Consider the following 18379-nt stretch of genomic DNA (forward strand, 5'->3'; position numbering starts at 1 on the left):
TGATTCAGGGATCAAAACCCTCATCAAGCAACCGGTCGAGCTGGCTGTAGCCGTATTCCATGCCCTCAGCCATCGGCGTCGCCAATGCCCCGTCGCGGGCTTCCCTGGAGCTGTAAACTATGGTGTTGATCAGCGTGGTCTGGGCGTTGGCTTCATTCAGCACGATTGTGGAAACCGTCTCGCCACCGGTCCAGTCCTCATCGAAGATTTCGGCGCTGACGATGCGCTCCACCGGCTCGATTTCCCGGATCACCCCGCCCATGGCCATGACATAGCCATCCGGGCTTTTCCATTCATAGCGATAGCGGCCGCCGACCTTGGGGTCGAACTCGCAGACCGGCATGGTCCAGCCCGGCGCGCCGTTGAGCCAGCGGCGGATCAATGGCGCCTGCGTGTAGCAGGCGAACACCAGATGGCGCGGGGCATCAAACTGGCGGGTGATGACGATTTCGCGGTCGCTCGGCGTCGTGACGGTCAATGGCCCGGCAAAGCCCATGCGGTCCTCCTCAGTTGCGATTGCCAGCCAGTTTTTCGAGCCGCTTCAATTCGTCCAGCAGGTCATCGAGGCGCTCGAAGCTGGTTTCCCAGTATTGGCGATATTCGATCAGCCAGCCAGTGGCTTCGGCGAGCGGCTCTGCCTCCAGCTTGCAAGGGCGGCGCTGGGCGTCGCGGCCCCGCGAAATCAGGCCAGCGCCTTCGAGCACCTTGAGATGCTTGGAAATCGCCGGCTGGCTCATGGCGAACGGTTCGGCGAGCTCGGTGACCGAGGCGTCGCCCTGCGCCAATCGCGCCAGAATGGCCCGCCGCGTCGGATCGGACAGGGCCGCAAAGGTGGCATCGAGGCGCGCTGCGTCCAACATTTCTATAACCCAAGAGTTCTAAAACTATCTGGTTATATTAATGCTGGACGCCGCGCGACGTCAAGCGATCAGCCAGCGGCGTGAGGGATCGGTGTGCCATCCGCGAGCAGGCCTTTGTCGGCCAGCGCAGTCCACAGTTCGGCCGGAATTTTGACCTGCCACCAATCGAGAATGCCATCCAGTTCGGCTGGTGACCGCGGGCCGGGGAGGACGTTGCAGACGGCCGGGTGGGTCAGCGGAAACTGCAGCGCCGCGGCGGGTAGTGGCACATTGAAGTCCTTGCAGACGGCTTCGATGGCCTTGACTTTGGCGACGATTTCCTCGGGCGCCTTGGCATAATTGAATTTGTCGCCACCCACGAGGATACCAGAATTGAACGGACCACCGACCACGACGGATGCGCCGCGCTCGATGCAGGTGGACATGAAGGGATGCAAGGAGGTCTGCTCCAGCAGCGTATAGCGGCCGGCGAGCAGGAACACGTCCCAATCGCCGAGGGCGAAGGCGTCCATAAGCACCTCCCACTCGTTGACGCCGAGGCCTATGGCCGAGATGACGCCGCTGTCGCGCAGTTCGCGCAGCGCCTTGTAGCCGCCATTGGCGAGTTGCGCCCAGAGCGGCTTGTTGGCTTCGACGCCGTGGGTGGCGACGCCTATGTCGTGCACGTAGAGAACGTCGATCGCGTTGACGCCGAGGCGCTGCAGGCTGTCCTCGAACGAGCGCATGATGCCGTCGTAGGAATAGTCGTACGCTTGGTTGAAGGGCAGGGGATCGACCCAGGCGCCCTTGTCCTGCTCGGCGACTTTGACGGGCTTCAGCAGGCGGCCGACCTTGCTGGACAGGATCGCTTCGCCACGGCGCTCGCGTAGCGCGTCGCCGACCAGATGCTCGGAGCGCCCGAGGCCGTATTGCGGTGCGGTATCGACATAATTGATGCCGACATCGAGCGCGTGCGCTACCGTGGCGCGGGCCTGTTCGGCCGGCACGGCGCTGAAAATGCCAGCGAGCGATGCGCCGCCGAGGCCAAGGGTTGTCACTTCGAGCGCGGTCTTGCCGACGCGGCGTTTTTCAAAACTGAGCTTGGTCATGATTGTCCCTCCGGATGGAGGGACAACTGACATGCTAGTAGCGCGGCGTAAAGCCGGGGGCCGCGCAAAGTTTGCGCTTAGTAGACGTTGCCGACGATGACGGGATGCTCGGCTTCGATGCGAATCGGGTTGCGCAGAGCCGCGCCGAACTGGGCTTCCTCGATCTCGAACACGTCATTGGGCTGGGTGACCACGCCATCGGCAAAGCTCAGCGTCGCGGTGCCGAACATGTGGACGTGAATATCGCCCGGATTGCGGAACAGCTCGTATTTGAAGTGGTGATATTCAAGGTTGGCGATGGTGTGGCTCATGTTGGCCTCGCCGCTGAGGAACGGCTTTTCCCAGATCACCTGGCCATCGCGCTTGATGCGCGACATGCCCTCGATATGGGACGGCAGGTCGCCGACGCGTAGTTCGGGTCCGAAGGCGCAGGCACGCAGTTTGGAATGGGCGAGGTAGAGGTAGTTGACCCGTTCGGTGACGTGGTCGGAAAATTCATTGGCCAGCGCAAAGCCGAGCCGGCGCGGCTGGCCGTTCTGATCGATGACATAAATGCCGGCAATCTCGGGCTCTTCGCCGGCATCGCGGGCGAAGGACGGGGAGGGGATCGGGTGGCCGGGATTGACCACGGTGTAGCCGTTGCCCTTGTAGAACCATTCGGGCTGCACGCCCTTGCTGCCATCGGCGGGCTTGCCGTTTTCCAGGCCCATCTGGAACATCTTCATCGAGTCGGTCAGCTCGCCGGCCGGCTTGTTGGAATTGTGCATGGCGTCACGTGTCGAGGCCGAGCCGAGATGGGTGAGGCCGGTGCCGGTGACGTAGAGATGGGCCGGATCTGGGTGATCGACCGGCGCCAGCATGCGGCCTTCGGCGAGGATAGCGGCCTTGTCGACGGCGGCGCCGAGGCCTTTTTCCGCGATCAGCGCGCCGATGCCGATATTGCGGGCCAGAGCGGCGATGGCCAGATCGTAGACGCTGGCGGCGTCATTAACCTGCCGGGTGATGTCGCCATCGACCTGGCCGACGGCGCGTTCGCCGTTGAGGTCGAAAAACTGAATGAGGTTCATAGCGTGGCTCCTGGCCGTGGCTGGCCCGGTTCGGGCTGATTGGCGGGCATAAAACGCAACATGTTAGTCAGGGGCAAGCGGAAAATGGTACGCGGTCGGCGGGGCGGGCGTATTCTTGGAGTGTTGGCGACGTTTGCGCGAAAGGCAAAAATTCCCCATTGACAGCACGGAAACAAAATGAGAACAAATAGGGCACATTCAATGCACGACTGTTTACGGTGCCAGCGCGTTGCCAGGCCCCCAAGAGCGTGAAATAAGGAGAGAATCATGGCTGGCTCGCCGCTTCGCGTTGTTGAAGGTGGATCGATGGATAAGGATAAGGCGCTCGCGGCTGCACTCAGCCAGATCGAGCGCAATTTCGGCAAGGGCTCGATCATGCGCCTTGGCGAAAGCGCCGCGATCGAGGTCGAATCGATCTCCACGGGTTCGCTGGGCCTCGACATTGCGTTGGGCATTGGCGGGTTGCCAAAGGGCCGTATCGTCGAGATTTTCGGGCCAGAAAGCTCGGGCAAGACCACGCTGGCGCTGCATGTGATCGCCGAGGCGCAGCGCGCTGGTGGCATTTGCGCCTTTGTGGACGCTGAGCATGCCTTGGACCCGATTTATGCCCGCAAGCTGGGCGTCAACATCGATGACCTGCTGATCTCACAGCCCGATGCCGGTGAGCAGGCGCTGGAAATCACCGATACGCTGGTTCGATCCGGCGCCATCGACGTGCTGGTCATCGATTCGGTGGCGGCATTGACGCCGCGAGCCGAACTCGAAGGCGAAATGGGCGATTCATTGCCGGGCCTGCAGGCCCGCCTGATGAGCCAGGCGATGCGCAAGCTGACGGGCTCGATCTCCAAGTCCAAGTGCCTGGTCATTTTCATCAACCAGATCCGCATGAAAATCGGCGTGATGTATGGTTCGCCGGAGACCACCACGGGCGGTAATGCGCTCAAGTTCTACGCTTCGGTGCGCCTCGATATCCGCCGCATCGGCGCGATCAAGGATCGCGAAGAAATCGTCGGCAACCAGACCCGCGTCAAAGTGGTCAAGAACAAGCTGGCACCGCCGTTCCGCCAGGTCGAGTTCGACATCATGTATGGCGAAGGCATTTCCAAGACCGGCGAATTGCTCGATCTCGGCGTCAAGAGCGGCATCGTCGAGAAGGCGGGCGCCTGGTTCTCTTATGACAGCCAACGCCTGGGGCAGGGCCGCGAGAATTCGCGCCAGTTCCTCAAGGACAATCCGGCGATTGCCGCCACTATCGAGCAGGGCGTGCGCGAGAGCTCTGGCCTGTTGGGCGAAGTGCTGCTGGCCGTGGCCGGTGACGAGGATGCGGCGGACGACGCCGAATAAGATTATCCCATGCAGGGATTTAGGGGGTGGTGCGCAAGCACTGCCCCTTTTTTGTGTTCTTGCGCCGGCAATTTTAGCGGATGGCGCTTTTCTGAGCGGATTGCGGCGCGACTGAGGCGCCAATGCTGGACAGGGAAGGCGGGCCCGCGATAGAAAGCCGTACCTTCTTCGGTGCCACTCTGCTGCGCCATTCCCGCGATGAAAGTGTCTGATGACGAGCGTAAACGATATCCGGTCGAGTTTTGTGGATTACTTTGCCCGCAACGGGCATGAGCCGGTGGCCTCGAGCCCGCTGGTGCCGCGCAATGACCCAACGCTGATGTTCGTCAATTCGGGCATGGTGCAGTTCAAGAACGTCTTCACCGGCGTCGAAAAGCGCGACTACAAGCGCGCCACCACGGCACAGAAGAGCGTGCGCGCTGGTGGCAAGCACAACGATCTGGACAATGTGGGCTTCACCGCGCGCCATCACACCTTCTTCGAGATGCTGGGCAATTTCTCGTTCGGCGACTATTTCAAGGAACAGGCGATTGAATACGCCTGGAACCTGATGACCAAGGAATGGGGCTTGCCCAAGGACAAGCTCAGCGCCACCGTCTATCAGGACGATGACGAGGCATTCGCGCTGTGGAAGAAGATCGCGGGCCTCTCCGACGACAAGATCGTTCGGCTCGGCGCCAAGTCGAACTTCTGGCAGATGGGCGATACCGGCCCGTGCGGCCCGTGCTCGGAAATCTTCTTTGATCATGGCGACAAGTACTGGGGCGGCCCTCCGGGCTCGCCCGAGGAGGATGGCGACCGGTTCGTCGAGATCTGGAACCTGGTGTTCATGCAGTTCGAGCAGGCGCCGGACGGCAGCCGCACCGTGCTGCCCAAGCCCTCGGTCGACACCGGCATGGGGCTCGAGCGCGTGGCCGCGGTCATGCAGGGCACCAACAACAATTACGAAATCGACCTGTTCAAGACGCTGATCTCCTCGACCATGCAGGCGACCGGCTTCAATGGCGATCCGACGACACCGAGCCTGCGCGTGATCGCCGATCACCTGCGCTCGATGAGCTTCCTGATTGCCGAGGGCGTGCTGCCCTCCAATGAGGGCCGCGGCTATGTGCTGCGCCGCATCATGCGCCGCGCCATGCGACACGCCACGCTACTAGGTGCCGAGGAGCCGGTGATCCACCGCATCGTGCCGACGCTGGTGCGCGAAATGGGCCAGGCCTATCCCGAGCTGGTGCGCGGCGAGGGGATGATCGAAGAGACCATCCGCCTTGAGGAAAACCGCTTCCTCAAGACTTTGAGCCGCGGCTTGCAACTGCTTGACGAAGCCACTGTCGGCCTTGGTCATGGCGACATGCTTGAGGGTGTAACCGCCTTCAAGCTCTACGACACCTACGGCTTTCCGCTCGACCTGACGCAGGATGCCCTGCGCATGCGCGGCGTCAATGTCGACCTGACCGGTTTTGAGGACGCCATGGCGCGCCAGCGTGCCGAAGCCCGCAAGAGCTGGTCGGGCTCGGGCGAGGCCGGCGAGGACAAGGTCTGGTTTGCCGTCGCCGACAAAGTCGGTCCGACGGAATTTCTTGGCTATGAAACCGAGGTTGCCGAGGGCGTCGTCACGGCTCTGGTGCGCAACGGCGCGATGGTCGAGACGCTTGCCGCCGGCGAGGAGGGCTTCGTCGTGCTCAACCAGACGCCATTCTATGGCGAGAGTGGTGGGCAGGTCGGCGATACCGGTACGATCTCGGGCGAAGGCGTGGCCGCCGACGTCATAGATACGGTCAAGAATCATGGCGTCTTCGGCCACAAGGTTACTGTCCGGCAGGGCACGCTTGCACTGGGTGCGCCGCTTAGCCTGATGGTGGACCATAGCCGCCGCTCGGCTATTCGCGCCAATCACTCGGCCACCCACCTGCTGCACGAGGCGTTGCGCATCGTTCTGGGTGATCACGTCGCCCAAAAGGGTTCGATGGTCTCGGCCGACCGGCTGCGCTTCGATTTCGTTCATTCCAAGCCGATCAGTCCACAGGAAATGGCGCAGATCGAGGATATCGCCAACGATATCGTATTGCAGAACTCACGCGTGGAAACGCGGTTGATGGGCGTTGAGGAAGCCAAGCAATCGGGCGCGCGCGCGCTGTTCGGCGAAAAGTATGGCGATGAGGTCCGGGTCGTCTCGATGGGCGATCCAACCGGCAATGCGGTGGGCTGGTCCGTCGAATTGTGCGGCGGCACCCATGTCGGCCGCACAGGCGATATCGGGCTGATTTCAGTGCTCGGGGAGTCCGGCGTGGCCGCCGGCGTGCGTCGCATCGAGGCGCTGACAGCGCGCGGGGCCCGTCACCATGCCCGCACCAATACCAATCTGGTCGCCAGCGTGGCTGATGTGCTGCACACCCAGCCAGCGGAGGTGCTCAATCGCATCGCGGCTTTGCAGGATCAGCTCAAGAAGTCCGAACGGGCCCTGACTGATGCTCGCCAGAAACTGGCAATGGGCGGCGGGGCGGATAGTCCCTCGGCCGAAACCGAGACGATCAACGGCGTCAATTTTGTCGGCCGTATCGTCGATGGCCTGCAGCCCAAGGATTTGCGCGGCCTGGTCGACCAGACCAAGAAGCAGGTCGGCTCGGGCGTTGTCGTAGTGATCGGCATTACCGAAGACGGCAAGGCCGGGCTCGCTGTCGGCGTTACTGAGGATCTGGTCGGCAAGGTATCGGCCGTCGATTTGGTGCGGACCGGTTCGGCTGCGCTGGGCGGGCAGGGTGGCGGCGGACGCCCCGACATGGCACAGGCCGGTGGTCCGGATGGTAGCAAGGCCAATGAGGCCATGGCGGCGATCAGAGCGGCCCTCTGATCTTACGCGTGATTTATCGAGGCCCGCATCCTGACCGGTGCGGGCTTCGTCGTTCTCACAGCCCGCTGCGATAGAAGAAGACGCGGGGTTTCCAGCGGATTTTGGTCTTTTCGCTGAGCACGTTCATCAGGCCGGCGCCGAGGACGACGAAGAGACCTCCGATGGCCAGAGCGTCGGGATATTCGTGATAGAACGCGGTGCCCAGGATAATGCCCCAGATCAGCTGGCTATATTGCACCGGTGCGAGCAGGTTGGCCGGCGTGACCTTGGTGGCGGCAATGAGCAGCAGGCCGCCACAGCCGCCAAAGGCGCCGCAGAGCGCGAGGAGGCCGAACTGCTCCCAAGTGGGCCAGACGAAACTGTGCAGCATCATCGTTCCGTTGAAAATGACGGAATAGACCACGAGGACGCCGACCAGGGTGACCCGCTTCTCGGTGGGCGCGATATGACGCAGGATGACGGTGGTCACCGCTCCGACCAGGGTGCTGGCAAAGGCGGCGAGGTGCCCCAGGCCAAGTTCGCGGAATCCCGGCCGCACCACCAACAACACGCCGACGAAACCGACCAGCAGCAGAACCCAGCGCAGTGGCGTGACATGCTCCTTGAGGATCAATACCGATAGCAGGGTGACGAAAATCGGCGTGGTGAAGGCGATGGCATAGGTTTCGGCGAAATGAATGTGGGTGAAGGCATACACGATGAGGGAGGTGCCGCAGATTGCGGTCAGGCAGCGCAATTGCACCAGCCAGGGATGCTTCATCTTGAACATTTCACGCCAACGCTCCCGGCGGTTGGTCAGCGCGAGCGGGATGATCGAGAAACTGGTGGTGAAGAAAGCGATTTCGAAGACGCTGAAGCCCGGGCCGACCGCCTTGATCAGCGCATCGCCCATGGAGAAACTGGCATAGGCCACAAAAGCAAGAATGACGCCGATCGGCATCGAATAGTCCGGGTATAGGAGGTAAGGCGGGGGATAAGCGTTACCATACAAGATCGTGGCAACGGCGTCGAGAACGAAGCTGTTGGTGGCGCTAGATTTCCGGTCCCTGAACCTCGGCGATGTCGGTCGGCGATGTACCCTGGCGGGCGCGATATTCGGCATAACGGCCGGCGATGCGGGCGCGGGCGCCATCGAGCAGGACATTGATCAGGCCGGACAGGGTGACGATCGCCATGCCCACATAGGCCAGCGCGTCGGGATGCTCGGAATAGAAGAACGAGCCTAGCCCGATGGCCCAGAGAATCTGGATATACTGGATCGGCGCGATCTGGTTGGCGGGCGCGTTGCGGGTGGCGGCGATCAGCAGGATATGGCCCATGCCGACAAGGCTGCCACTGAGGGCCAGCAGGGCGAATTGGGCCGGGCTGGGCATGACAAAGCCGGGCAGCATCAGCAGGCCCGTGGCGACGATGAGATAGAGCGCGGGCAGCGCGATGAGGCTGACGCGCTTCTCGTCGCCCGCAACGACGCGCAGGATCGTGGTGGAGGTTGCGCCGAAGACGGCGCAGGCCAGGGCCGCGAGATGGCCGAGTTCGAGGTCGCGGAAGCCGGGGCGCACGACCAGCATAACACCACAAAAGCCGATGAGCAGCATGGCCCAGCGGGTGAAGCCGACGCTCTCCTTGAGCAGGATCACCGAGAGCATGGTGATGAACAGCGGCATCATGAAGACCAGCGAGTAGGTTTCGGCGAAGGGGATATGGACGAAGGCGTAGGTGACCAGCAGCGAGGACATGACGCCGCTGAATGAGCGCAGGTGCACCAGGGCGGGCCGGGTCAGGTGAAATGCGTCGCGCCAGCGTTCGGCCTTTGGCTTGGCGAATATGGCCGGCAGCAGGGAAAACAGGGCGACGAAAAAGCCGATTTCGAAGACGCTGATGGTCGTGCCGAAGCCTTTGATGATGGCATCGCCGCCCGAATAGATCGAATAGGCGCCGATTGCGAACAGGACCCCGACGGGCATGAGACTACCGATGGCTGGAATAAGCAGGAGGATTTCAGCCTAGTGGGCACGGCCATTGGCGTCGACCGGAAAACTGGGCGTGCGCTCATTAGCGCAGCCAAATCCGAATTGATCCAAGTTTTACGAACGCCAGATAGTTGGTGGTAGACGGCAGGCGGCCGAAAACAATCCGGAACAGGCAAATATATGCTAGTGTAGCGAGCGATCAAACGACGGCGGGTGATAGCAATGTTGGAAACGGACAAGGTATTCGCGGGCTCGATTCCGGAAAACTACGACCGCTATATGGTACCTTTGATTTTCGAGCCGTTCGCCGCAGATCTTGCACGACGGGCAGCGTTCCTGTCGCCGAACGCTGTTTTGGAAACCGCTGCGGGGACCGGGATTGTCACCCGCGCATTGGCGCCGGAACTGCCCGCCGGCGCACGCTATGTGGTCACCGACTTCAACCAGCCTATGCTCGACTATGCCGCTTCGCGGCAAGCGCCGGACAGTCGTATCGAATGGCGCCAGGCGGACGCTCAGGCGCTCCCGTTTGAAGATGGGACATTCGATCTCGTGTGTTGTCAGTTCGGCGCGATGTTCTTCCCCGATCGCTCATCTGCATACCGCGAAGCAAAGCGTGTCCTGAGGCCCGGAGGACATTTCCTATTCAACGTATGGGACCGTATCGAGGAGAATGTATTTGCCAATGACGTGACGAATGCTCTCGCGGAGCTTTTTCCAAACGATCCGCCGCGTTTTCTGGCACGCACGCCGCACGGCTACCACGACACGTCACTGATCCGTCGCGAGTTGGAGGACGCAGGTTTCGCCCGTGTGACGATCGAGATGAGAGCCGAACAAAGCCGCGCGTCATCGCCGCGCATTCCGGCGGTTGCCTATTGCCAAGGAACTGTTCTTCGCACCGAAATCGAGGCCAGAGAGGCGGGGAAACTGGACGCTGCAACCGACTACGTCGCCTCCGTGATCGCAGACAAGCATGGCCACGGCGCGGTTGCGGCCAAAATTCAGGCACACGTCATCGTGGCTGTGGTCTAGGTCTTGGAATATCTCGGTCTGGCTTCCGCGACGCCGATCAAGTTTCATAAATCTCTGAGAGTTTGAGTACTCTCTGAACGATGTGTTCAGTTTGGCGTCAGCCGACGCATGCTGTGAATTGCGGACGGCACTACAGTCTTTCTACAGACAAGGCCAATGGAGGGCGTCGGTCATGCGGTTACTTCACAAAATTCTCGTCGGCGCGGTTGCGGTGCTGGGGCTGGCGATGCCGGCCATGGCCGCCGAGCGGGCGATCATCGTGCTCGATGCGTCGGGCTCGATGTGGGCGCAGATCGATGGCAAGGCGCGCATTACCATTGCGCGCGAAACGCTGGATTCGGTGTTGTCCACGCTGTCGCCGGACATCGAGCTCGGGCTGATGGCCTACGGGCATCGCGAGAAAGGCAATTGCGGCGATATCGAAATGCTGGTCGAGCCGGCGGCGGGGACTGCGGAGGCGATCAAGGCGGCGGTGGCGGATATCAACCCCAAGGGGATGACGCCGCTGTCGGACGCAGTGCGGCTGGCGGCCGAAGATTTGAAGTATACCGAGGAGAAATCCACGGTGATTTTGATTACCGATGGATTGGAGACCTGCGAGGTTGATCCCTGCGCGCTAGGGACCGAACTGGAGCAGAAGGGCGTTGACTTCACCGTCCATGTGCTGGGCTTTGGCCTGTCGGATGACGAGGGCAAGCAGGTGGCGTGCTTGGCGGAAAACACCGGTGGCAAGTATCTCTCGGCGCAGGATGGCGCCTCGCTGGTGCAGGCGCTGACGGCGACTGTGGCCGAGGTGGCGCAGCCCGCCCCCGAACCTGCGCCCGAGCCGAAGCCGGCGGTTGCCGACTATAATTTCAAGCCGAGCGCCTCGCTGGCAGAGGGCGGGCCTGACATCGTCGACGACGCGGCCGACGTGGTCTGGGCCTGGTACAAGGTGGCGGCCGATGGCGGCCAGGGCGAGTATGTCGGCACCGACTATTATTCGACCTTCAAGGGCACGCTTGAGCCCGGCGACTATATCATGACCGCGACCATGGGTTATGCGACGGCCAGCCAGAGCGTGACGATCAAGGCCGGCGCCGTGGCCGAGCCGCATTTCGTGCTCGACGCGGCGGTGCTCAAGGTGCATCCGCGGCCCAGTGAAGGCGCCGATGTGGATAGTGACGCCACGGTCAATGTGGTGTGGCCCAAGGACCAGACGACGTTTTATGGCGAAGTCGATACCGTGGTGCCGGCCGGGGACATCACGCTCAATGTCAGCATCGGGGCGGCCAAGGTGGTGGACAGCTTCACCGCGGCGGCCGGCGAGACGGTGGACAAGGACATCGTCGTCGGCTCCGGCATTGCCCAGTTCCAGTCGGAATATGTGGAGGGCCAGCCGGTCGAGGACGACATCTATCTCGAAGTGCTCGAAGCTAAGAAGGCGCTGGATGGCACGCGCAAGTCGGTGGTTTACGGCTATGGCGGTGATCAGACTTTCGATCTGGCGCAGGGCGATTATGTCGTGACCTACGACCTGGACGGCACCAAGGGCGAGATCCCGTTCAGCGTCAAAACCGCCGAGAAGACCGATGTGACCATTGTGCTCGATGCCGGGGTGCTCGCAGTGACGACACCGGCCGACAATTATGTGGAATTGTTCAGCGCCACCAAGGACATCAAGGGCAATCGCGAAAGCTTTGATTATGGCTATGGCCCCAGCTTCGAAACGACGCTGAAAGCAGGCGACTATGTGATCTTGAGCCGCGATGCGGCGGGGACGGACTTCGAAACGCCGGTGACGATTGTGGCCGGACAGCGCAACGAGGTCACGCTGACCGAGCCGGCGCCGGCAGGCAAGAAGAAATAGGTCTGCCTCTATGCGAGAATGAAGGGTGCTCCTGACGGGGCGCCCTTTTTCGTTGGGTCAGTCCTCGATGGTGATGTCGCCGCCGCTTGAGCTATCCACGGCCTGTTCGGCTGGCTTGCCGGCCACGGTGATATCGGCGCCGCTCGAGGCATTGGCCTTGATGCTGGCGCTGGCAAACACGGAAACGTCGCCGCCACTGGACGCATCGACGGCTGCGCTGGCACATTTCAGGTCCGCGGCCTTGAGGTCCGAACCGGTCGATGTCTGGGCGGTGAGGCTGGTGCAGGTGCCGCTCAGGCTTACGTCCGAGCCGCTGGAGGCATCCACGCGGACGGCGCCGAGTGCTGCGCCGGCGATGGACAGGTCCGCGCCGCTCGAGGCGTTGATATCGAGATCGCCTTTGGCCCCCGTCACATCGACGTCGGCGGCCGAACTGGCGCTGACCGCGGTCAGGGTGGGCAGGGTGATGGTCAGCGTGAGATTGTTGGCGCCAAGCAATTGGCCGACCACGCCGCCGTTGAAGATGAAATCGAGAAAATTCTGATCGACGCTGGCGGAGAGGGTGTCGCCCTCAAGGGTGACTTCGAGCTTGTCGAGCAGGTCCTTGTTGGCGGATTCGGCATGGACAGAAAAAGCATCGCCGAGCGTGACCGTGGCATTGATGCCGGTATGGATGTCCAGCTTGGTAAACCCCGTCAAATCGAAGTCGCGGCTCTCGGCCATGGCGCTGCCGACCATAGTCAGGACGATCGAACCGGCGAGAGCAAGTCTTAGAATCTGGCGCAAGATGGCCTCCCTCGAAGCTGGCCCGGCGATGGACCAGTGCCGGATATCGGAGGCGGAATGGCCGGCCGCAAGGGCGCGGACGAAAGGTTTTCACGCCGGCGTGATGAGGGGCGTGCCTCAGATGGCGCGGACGCGATTGTTGCGCGGGCTGTGCTCAAGTTCAACCAGGCCGAGGACTTCCATCACCGGCGAGACGTAATTGGCGAAGCGGCCGCGCAGGCCCTTCTTGATGCCGTACCACCCGCCGACCGGGTTATCTACCGAGCGGGCCCAGGCTTCGACAGTGCCCTCCTTGGCGGGCTTCTGCTCGTCGGCATTGCCCAGTTCCATCCAATCGCCATGGGCCTTGAGCATGGCGTGATAGTCTTCGATGGCGCGCAAATGGTAGCGCAGCTCGGTGCCGCCGGCGATGCAGACCAAAGCAGGTGGCGTGGCGTCGGGGGCGCGATAGAGGACGATGTCCGAGGTTCCGGGCGGGGTCTTGAGAAGCCACGGATCGTCTTTGGTGCCACTGCCTTGAGCCATGTCCGCCTCCCTTATGAGGCATCACTCTAGCAAATTGGCATGAAACAAAAAGGGCGGCGCAGTGCGCCGCCCTGGAAACCGAATGCGAAAGACTTACGCCATGGCCTTCTGCAGGTTCTGGTCGATGGCGTCGAGGAAGCCGATGGTGGAGAGCCACGGCTGATCGGGGCCGACGAGCAGGGACAGGTCCTTGGTCATCTTGCCTTCCTCGATGGTGTCGACGGTGACCTTTTCCAGGGTCAGCGCGAACTTGCGAAGGGCTTCGTTGTCGTCGAGCTTGGCGCGGTGGGCCAGGCCACGGGTCCAGGCGAAGATCGAGGCGGTGGAATTGGTCGAGGTTTCCTTGCCGGCCTGGTGCTGGCGGTAGTGACGGGTCACGGTGCCGTGGGCGGCCTCGGCCTCGACGATCTTGCCATCGGGGGTGGCCAGAACCGAGGTCATCAAGCCGAGCGAGCCAAAGCCCTGCGCCACGATGTCGGATTGCACGTCGCCGTCATAGTTCTTGCAGGCCCACACATAGCCGCCGCTCCACTTGAGGGCGGAGGCGACCATGTCGTCGATCAGGCGGTGCTCGTACCAGATCTTCTTGGCTTCGTACTTTTCCTTGAATTCGGCCTCGTAGATCTCCTGGAAGATATCCTTGAAGCGGCCGTCATAGGTCTTGAGGATGGTGTTCTTGGTGGAGAGGTAGCACGGCACGCCGCGGTCGAGCGCGTAGTTGAACGACGAATAGGCGAAATCGCGGATCGAGGCGTCGAGGTTATACATCGCCATGGCCACGCCGGCGCCGGGGGCCTGGAACACTTCGTGCTCGATGACCTTGCCATCTTCGCCGGTGAACTTGATGGTCAGCGTGCCCTTGCCGGGGAAGGTGAAATCGGTGGCGCGGTACTGATCGCCAAAAGCGTGGCGGCCGATGATGATCGGCTGGGTCCAGCCGGGAACCAGGCGCGGGACGTTCTTGCAGATGATGGGTTCGCGGAAAATGACGCCGCCCAGGATGTTGCGGATGGTGCCGTTGGGCGACTTCCACATCTTCTTGAGCTTGAATTCCTCGACGCGCTGCTCATCGGGGGTGATGGTGGCGCATTTGATGCCGACGCCGTATTTCTGGATGGCGTGGGCGCTGTCGATGGTGATCTGGTCGTTGGTGGCGTCACGGCTTTCGATGGACAGGTCGTAATATTCGATCGGCAGATCGAGATAGGGATGGATCAGCTTATCCTTGATCGCCTGCCAGATGATGCGGGTCATCTCATCGCCGTCGAGATCGACGATCGGATTGGCGACCTTGATTTTGCTCATTCAATAGCTCCCTGAAATCCTGCAAAAGGCCCTCGGCCCGCTTCGCGCCCGTATAGCATCGCTGTGGGAAAGCGCAAAGGCTGGCGCGGGCATGGGGCCATGCTAACTTGATGTTGCCGCAGTGCTCGCTTACATGCGCGACGCTGAGAATGATTTACAGGAGATTTGATGCTTATCCCCGACAAGGCCGATCCGATCGTTGTGACCGGCATGGGCGTGGTTTCCCCGTTAGGCGTGGGGGTAAGGACAAACTGGGAGCGGTTGATCGCCGGCAAGAGCGGGATCGTGCACAACGACCGCTTCGATACCACCGATTATACCGCGCGGATCGCCGGGCTGGTGCCGACCAAGGACAAGGACCCCGAGGGGTTCGATCCGCTGGTGGCGGTGGACGCCAAGGACATCAAGAAGATGGACCTGTTCATCCAGTACGGCATGGTCGCGGCGGCTGAGGCGATTGCCCAGTCCGGCTGGAACCCCCAGACCGACGAAGAGCGCGGCGCTACGGCGACGATCATCGGCTCGGGCGTGGGTGGCTCGCCGGTAATGGCCCGGGCCGCGCAGTTGATTGCCGAGCGCGGGCCGCGGCGGCTGTCGCCGTTCACGGTGCCGTCGTTCCTGGCCAATCTGGCGGCGGGCTGGATTTCGATCAAATACGGCTTCAAGGGCCCGCTGGGTGCGCCAGTCACGGCATGCGCGGCTTCAGCCCAGGCCATCGGCGATGGCATGCGGCTGATCATGACTGGCGAAGCGGACGTGGCCATCGTCGGCGGCGCCGAGGGTTCGGTCGATCCCATCTCCATCGGCGGGTTCGGTGCGTCGCGCGCCCTGTCGACGGCGTTCAACGACGACCCGACCAAGGCCTCGCGGCCGTTCGATTCCAAGCGCGATGGTTTTGTGCTGTCTGAAGGCGCGGCGATCCTGGTGATCGAAAAGCTCAGCCATGCCAAGGCACGCGGTGCGACGCCGCTGGCGGTGCTGTCGGGCTATGGCACGTCGGCGGACGCCTATCACCTGACCTCCGGCTCGCCGGACGGCGCCGGGGCGATGACGGCGATGCGCAATGCGCTCAAGATGGGCGGGCTGACGCCGGCCGATATCGACTATGTCAACGCGCACTCCACCTCGACCGAAGTGGGCGACGCTGCGGAAATCGCCGGGATCGGCACACTGTTCGCGGGGCGGGGCAAGGATCTGGCGGTCAGCGCCACCAAGTCGGCGACCGGGCATCTGCTCGGCGCGGCTGGCGCGCTGGCGGCGATCATTGCCGTCGAGGCGATCCGCAACAGCACGGTGCCGGCGACGCTCAACCTGGACGAGCCCGACGAGGCGGCCAACAGGTTCGATCTCGTTCCGCACAAGGCCAAGGCCAAGGATTTGCGCCATGTGCTGGTCAACGCCTTCGGCTTTGGCGGCGTCAATGCCGCCCTGGTGTTCAGCCGCGTAGCCTAACCCTCCGGCGGCCCTTGCAATTGCGCGGCGCACTGGCAAAAGTGCGTCGCGACACAGAGGGGCCCGCATGGCGCTTTATCCGGACTATCCGGTGCTGACGGAACGGCTGCGGTTGCGGCCGTTCACGCGGGGCGACGTCGAGGCCGTATACGCCTATCGCCGGCGCGAAGATGTCGCCGTCTATCTGTTCGACGTGGCGCTGAGTCGCGAGGAATGTGCCTTGGCGGTGCAGCAGCGCATCGGGCAGGTGGCGCTCGAAGCCAATGACGACAAGATCATCCTCGCGGTCGACGAGCAGGCAACGGGCCAGCTCATCGGCGAAGTGTCGCTGATCTGGCGCAGTGTCGAGGCGCGGCAATGCGAACTCGGCTGGATTTTCAACCCGGACCATCACGGCAAAGGCTTCGCCACCGAGGCGGCTCGCGCCTTGTTGGACCTGGCCTTCGGCCCCGGCGACATGCACCGGGCCATGGCGCGGTGCGATGCGCGTAACCTGGCATCATCGCGGCTGATGGAGCGGTTGGGCATGCGGCGGGAGGCGCATTTCCGCGAGCACTCTATCGTGAAGGGCGAGTGGGACGAGGAATTCATCTACGCCATCCTGCGCCGGGAATGGCAGGGGCGGGCTGACGGAGGGGCCGGCCGCTAGTTTTTGGTATCGATACCGGCCTCGCCGATTAGCAAGTTATTCCCAAGCGCAGCAGGAACTTCCGCAGCCGAGGTCGCGTTCTCGACTTGGGCTTGCGACGATATGCGGGAGGATCGTTCCAACATGGCTAATTCAATTCTACCGGTGCAGACGGATCGTTTGATCCTGCGAACATTCGAGCGTGGCGATATTGAGGGCGTATCCGCCTACCATGCATTACCAACAGTGCAGCGCTATGTGTTCAGCCGAACGCGCGATCGCTCCGAGGTTGCCGCGGCCCTCAACATCATGCGGGGGCATGTCAGCCTGCAGCGGCCGGGTGATACGCTGACGCTGGCCATGGTGCGCCTGGGCGACCAGCAGATCATCGGGCATGTGTCGCTGCATTGGTCTGACGCGACGGCGGGCCAGGGTGAAATCCGCTTCGTCATCAACCCAAGCTATTCGGGGCAAGGCTATGCCAATGAAGCGATTTCGGCGCTGCTCGACCTGGCGTTCGATCACTATCGCATCCACCGGATTTTCACCCGCTGCGACGGTCGCAACCATCATTCGATCAAGCTGCTGCAGCAGATGGGCATGCGGCTCGAGGCCCATTATCGCGAACATGCGCTGTTCCAGGGCGAGTGGGACGAGGAATTGCACTTCGCCGTCCTGGACCGCGAATGGCAGCGGTCGGCCAAGGTCAAGGACCTCCCGCCGCGCCACCGGGTAGCCTAGCCATCCATTTGCGTTGGCATCGGCAAATGCGCTATGTGCGCCTCTATCCGCAGGATGAGGCGACATGGCTGGTACAGATTCATCGATCGAGATCGTTCTAGCGCCGGGCCCGGCAGTGATTTTGTGTGAGCCGCAGCTTGGTGTGAATATCGGTACCACTGCCCGGGCCATGGCCAATTTCGGACTGTGGGACCTGCGGCTCGTGCGGCCGCGCGACGGCTGGCCCAATGAAGAAGCCATCAACGCCGCCTCTCGCGCCGACCATGTGCTGGAGCGGGTACGGGTCTTCGAGACGCTGGAAGAGGCGATCGGCGACCTGACGCTGGTCTATGCCACGACGGCGCGGTCGCGCGATTTGCAGAAGACGGTGTTCGGCCCCGATGAGGCGGCGACGCGACTGGCGGCCCATATTGGCGCTGGTCATGGCGCGGGCCTGCTGTTCGGGCGCGAGCGCTGGGGGCTATTGAACGAGGAAGTGGCGCTGGCCGACGCGATCGTGACGCTTCCTGTGGAGCCGGCCTTTGCCTCGCTCAATATCGCCCAGGCGGTGCTGCTGATGGCCTATGAGTGGCGGCGGCACAGTGCCGCGGGCAGTGCTCTGCCGTTTGGCGACACCATGGCCGAGACGGCGCCGCGCGAGGAGCTAGTGGGGCTGTTCGGGCATCTGGAGGACACGCTGGATCGCTCGGGATTTTTCACCGCGCCGGACAAGCGGCCGACGGTGGTCAACAACCTGCGCACCATGCTGGCGCGGGGGCAGTTCACCAGCCAGGAAATCCGCACGCTGCGGGGGGTGATTTCATCCATCGACCGCAAGCATGAGCGGCCCAATCCCAACCGGCAGAAGCCGCAAAGCGACAAAACCTAGAACCTTCGGC

17 protein-coding genes are annotated in these 18379 nt (G+C 62.4%); 8 read left to right on the forward strand and 9 right to left on the reverse strand.

Annotated features, from left to right (window positions below; genetic code table 11):
• Window positions 1-4 precede the first annotated feature (4 nt).
• The 4 genes from JWR51_RS04730 to araD1 all read right to left on the reverse strand — a co-directional run bounded on the left by JWR51_RS04730 (window position 5) and on the right by araD1 (window position 3015).
• Window positions 5-496, reverse strand: coding sequence for an SRPBCC family protein (locus tag JWR51_RS04730; protein WP_299744328.1), 492 nt, complete (start codon window positions 494-496; stop codon window positions 5-7).
• A 10-nt stretch (window positions 497-506) separates the two neighbouring features.
• Window positions 507-860 (reverse strand): metalloregulator ArsR/SmtB family transcription factor, encoded by a 354-nt coding sequence (locus JWR51_RS04735; protein ID WP_299744331.1) that lies wholly within the window; start codon window positions 858-860, stop codon window positions 507-509.
• Between the two features lie 68 nt (window positions 861-928).
• Window positions 929-1948 carry an aldo/keto reductase gene (locus tag JWR51_RS04740; RefSeq protein WP_299744334.1) on the reverse strand — a complete coding sequence of 340 codons (1020 nt, stop codon included), beginning with the start codon at window positions 1946-1948 and terminating at the stop codon, window positions 929-931.
• A 77-nt stretch (window positions 1949-2025) separates the two neighbouring features.
• Entirely contained in the window at window positions 2026-3015 is a 990-nt protein-coding gene (gene araD1, locus JWR51_RS04745) for an AraD1 family protein (protein ID WP_299744336.1), read from the reverse strand.
• 267 nt (window positions 3016-3282) lie between these two features.
• Between araD1 and recA the strand changes: the two genes are divergently transcribed.
• Entirely contained in the window at window positions 3283-4359 is a 1077-nt protein-coding gene (gene recA / locus JWR51_RS04750; protein ID WP_299744341.1) for a recombinase RecA, read from the forward strand.
• A 211-nt stretch (window positions 4360-4570) separates the two neighbouring features.
• Entirely contained in the window at window positions 4571-7210 is a 2640-nt protein-coding gene (gene alaS, locus JWR51_RS04755; RefSeq protein ID WP_299744344.1) for an alanine--tRNA ligase, read from the forward strand.
• A 55-nt stretch (window positions 7211-7265) separates the two neighbouring features.
• Here alaS and JWR51_RS04760 read toward each other — a convergent pair whose 3' ends face one another.
• Both JWR51_RS04760 and JWR51_RS04765 read right to left on the reverse strand, forming a co-directional pair.
• A complete protein-coding gene (locus tag JWR51_RS04760; RefSeq protein WP_299744347.1) occupies window positions 7266-8150 on the reverse strand; it encodes a DMT family transporter in 885 nt (294 codons plus the stop codon).
• A 91-nt stretch (window positions 8151-8241) separates the two neighbouring features.
• Window positions 8242-9174, reverse strand: coding sequence for a DMT family transporter (locus tag JWR51_RS04765; protein ID WP_299744350.1), 933 nt, complete (start codon window positions 9172-9174; stop codon window positions 8242-8244).
• 228 nt (window positions 9175-9402) lie between these two features.
• On the opposite strand from JWR51_RS04765, the gene JWR51_RS04770 reads away from it, so the two are divergent.
• Window positions 9403-10215 carry a class I SAM-dependent methyltransferase gene (locus JWR51_RS04770; protein WP_299744353.1) on the forward strand — a complete coding sequence of 271 codons (813 nt, stop codon included), beginning with the start codon at window positions 9403-9405 and terminating at the stop codon, window positions 10213-10215.
• Between the two features lie 172 nt (window positions 10216-10387).
• Window positions 10388-12064 (forward strand): VWA domain-containing protein, encoded by a 1677-nt coding sequence (locus tag JWR51_RS04775; protein ID WP_299744356.1) that lies wholly within the window; start codon window positions 10388-10390, stop codon window positions 12062-12064.
• Window positions 12065-12121: 57 nt separating this feature from the next.
• Here JWR51_RS04775 and JWR51_RS04780 read toward each other — a convergent pair whose 3' ends face one another.
• The 3 genes from JWR51_RS04780 to JWR51_RS04790 all read right to left on the reverse strand — a co-directional run bounded on the left by JWR51_RS04780 (window position 12122) and on the right by JWR51_RS04790 (window position 14680).
• Window positions 12122-12850: a DUF2807 domain-containing protein gene (locus JWR51_RS04780; RefSeq protein WP_299744358.1), complete on the reverse strand. Its 729-nt coding sequence runs from the start codon at window positions 12848-12850 to the stop codon at window positions 12122-12124.
• 117 nt (window positions 12851-12967) lie between these two features.
• On the reverse strand, window positions 12968-13375 hold the full coding sequence (locus JWR51_RS04785; RefSeq protein ID WP_299744361.1) for a DUF6855 family protein: 408 nt from the start codon (window positions 13373-13375) through the stop codon (window positions 12968-12970).
• Window positions 13376-13468: 93 nt separating this feature from the next.
• A complete protein-coding gene (locus JWR51_RS04790) occupies window positions 13469-14680 on the reverse strand; it encodes an NADP-dependent isocitrate dehydrogenase (protein WP_299744363.1) in 1212 nt (403 codons plus the stop codon).
• A gap of 168 nt (window positions 14681-14848) precedes the next feature.
• On the opposite strand from JWR51_RS04790, the gene fabF reads away from it, so the two are divergent.
• From fabF to JWR51_RS04810, 4 genes are all read left to right on the forward strand, one after another.
• Window positions 14849-16132 carry a beta-ketoacyl-ACP synthase II gene (fabF, locus tag JWR51_RS04795; protein ID WP_299744366.1) on the forward strand — a complete coding sequence of 428 codons (1284 nt, stop codon included), beginning with the start codon at window positions 14849-14851 and terminating at the stop codon, window positions 16130-16132.
• Between the two features lie 67 nt (window positions 16133-16199).
• Window positions 16200-16781, forward strand: a complete 582-nt coding sequence (locus tag JWR51_RS04800) for a GNAT family protein (protein WP_299744369.1) — start codon at window positions 16200-16202, stop codon at window positions 16779-16781.
• Between the two features lie 123 nt (window positions 16782-16904).
• Window positions 16905-17501 (forward strand): GNAT family protein, encoded by a 597-nt coding sequence (locus tag JWR51_RS04805; protein WP_299744372.1) that lies wholly within the window; start codon window positions 16905-16907, stop codon window positions 17499-17501.
• Between the two features lie 64 nt (window positions 17502-17565).
• Entirely contained in the window at window positions 17566-18369 is an 804-nt protein-coding gene (locus JWR51_RS04810) for an RNA methyltransferase (protein ID WP_299744375.1), read from the forward strand.
• Window positions 18370-18379 lie beyond the last annotated feature (10 nt).

The organism is Devosia sp., from assembly GCF_028290625.1.
Classification (GTDB): domain Bacteria; phylum Pseudomonadota; class Alphaproteobacteria; order Rhizobiales; family Devosiaceae; genus Devosia.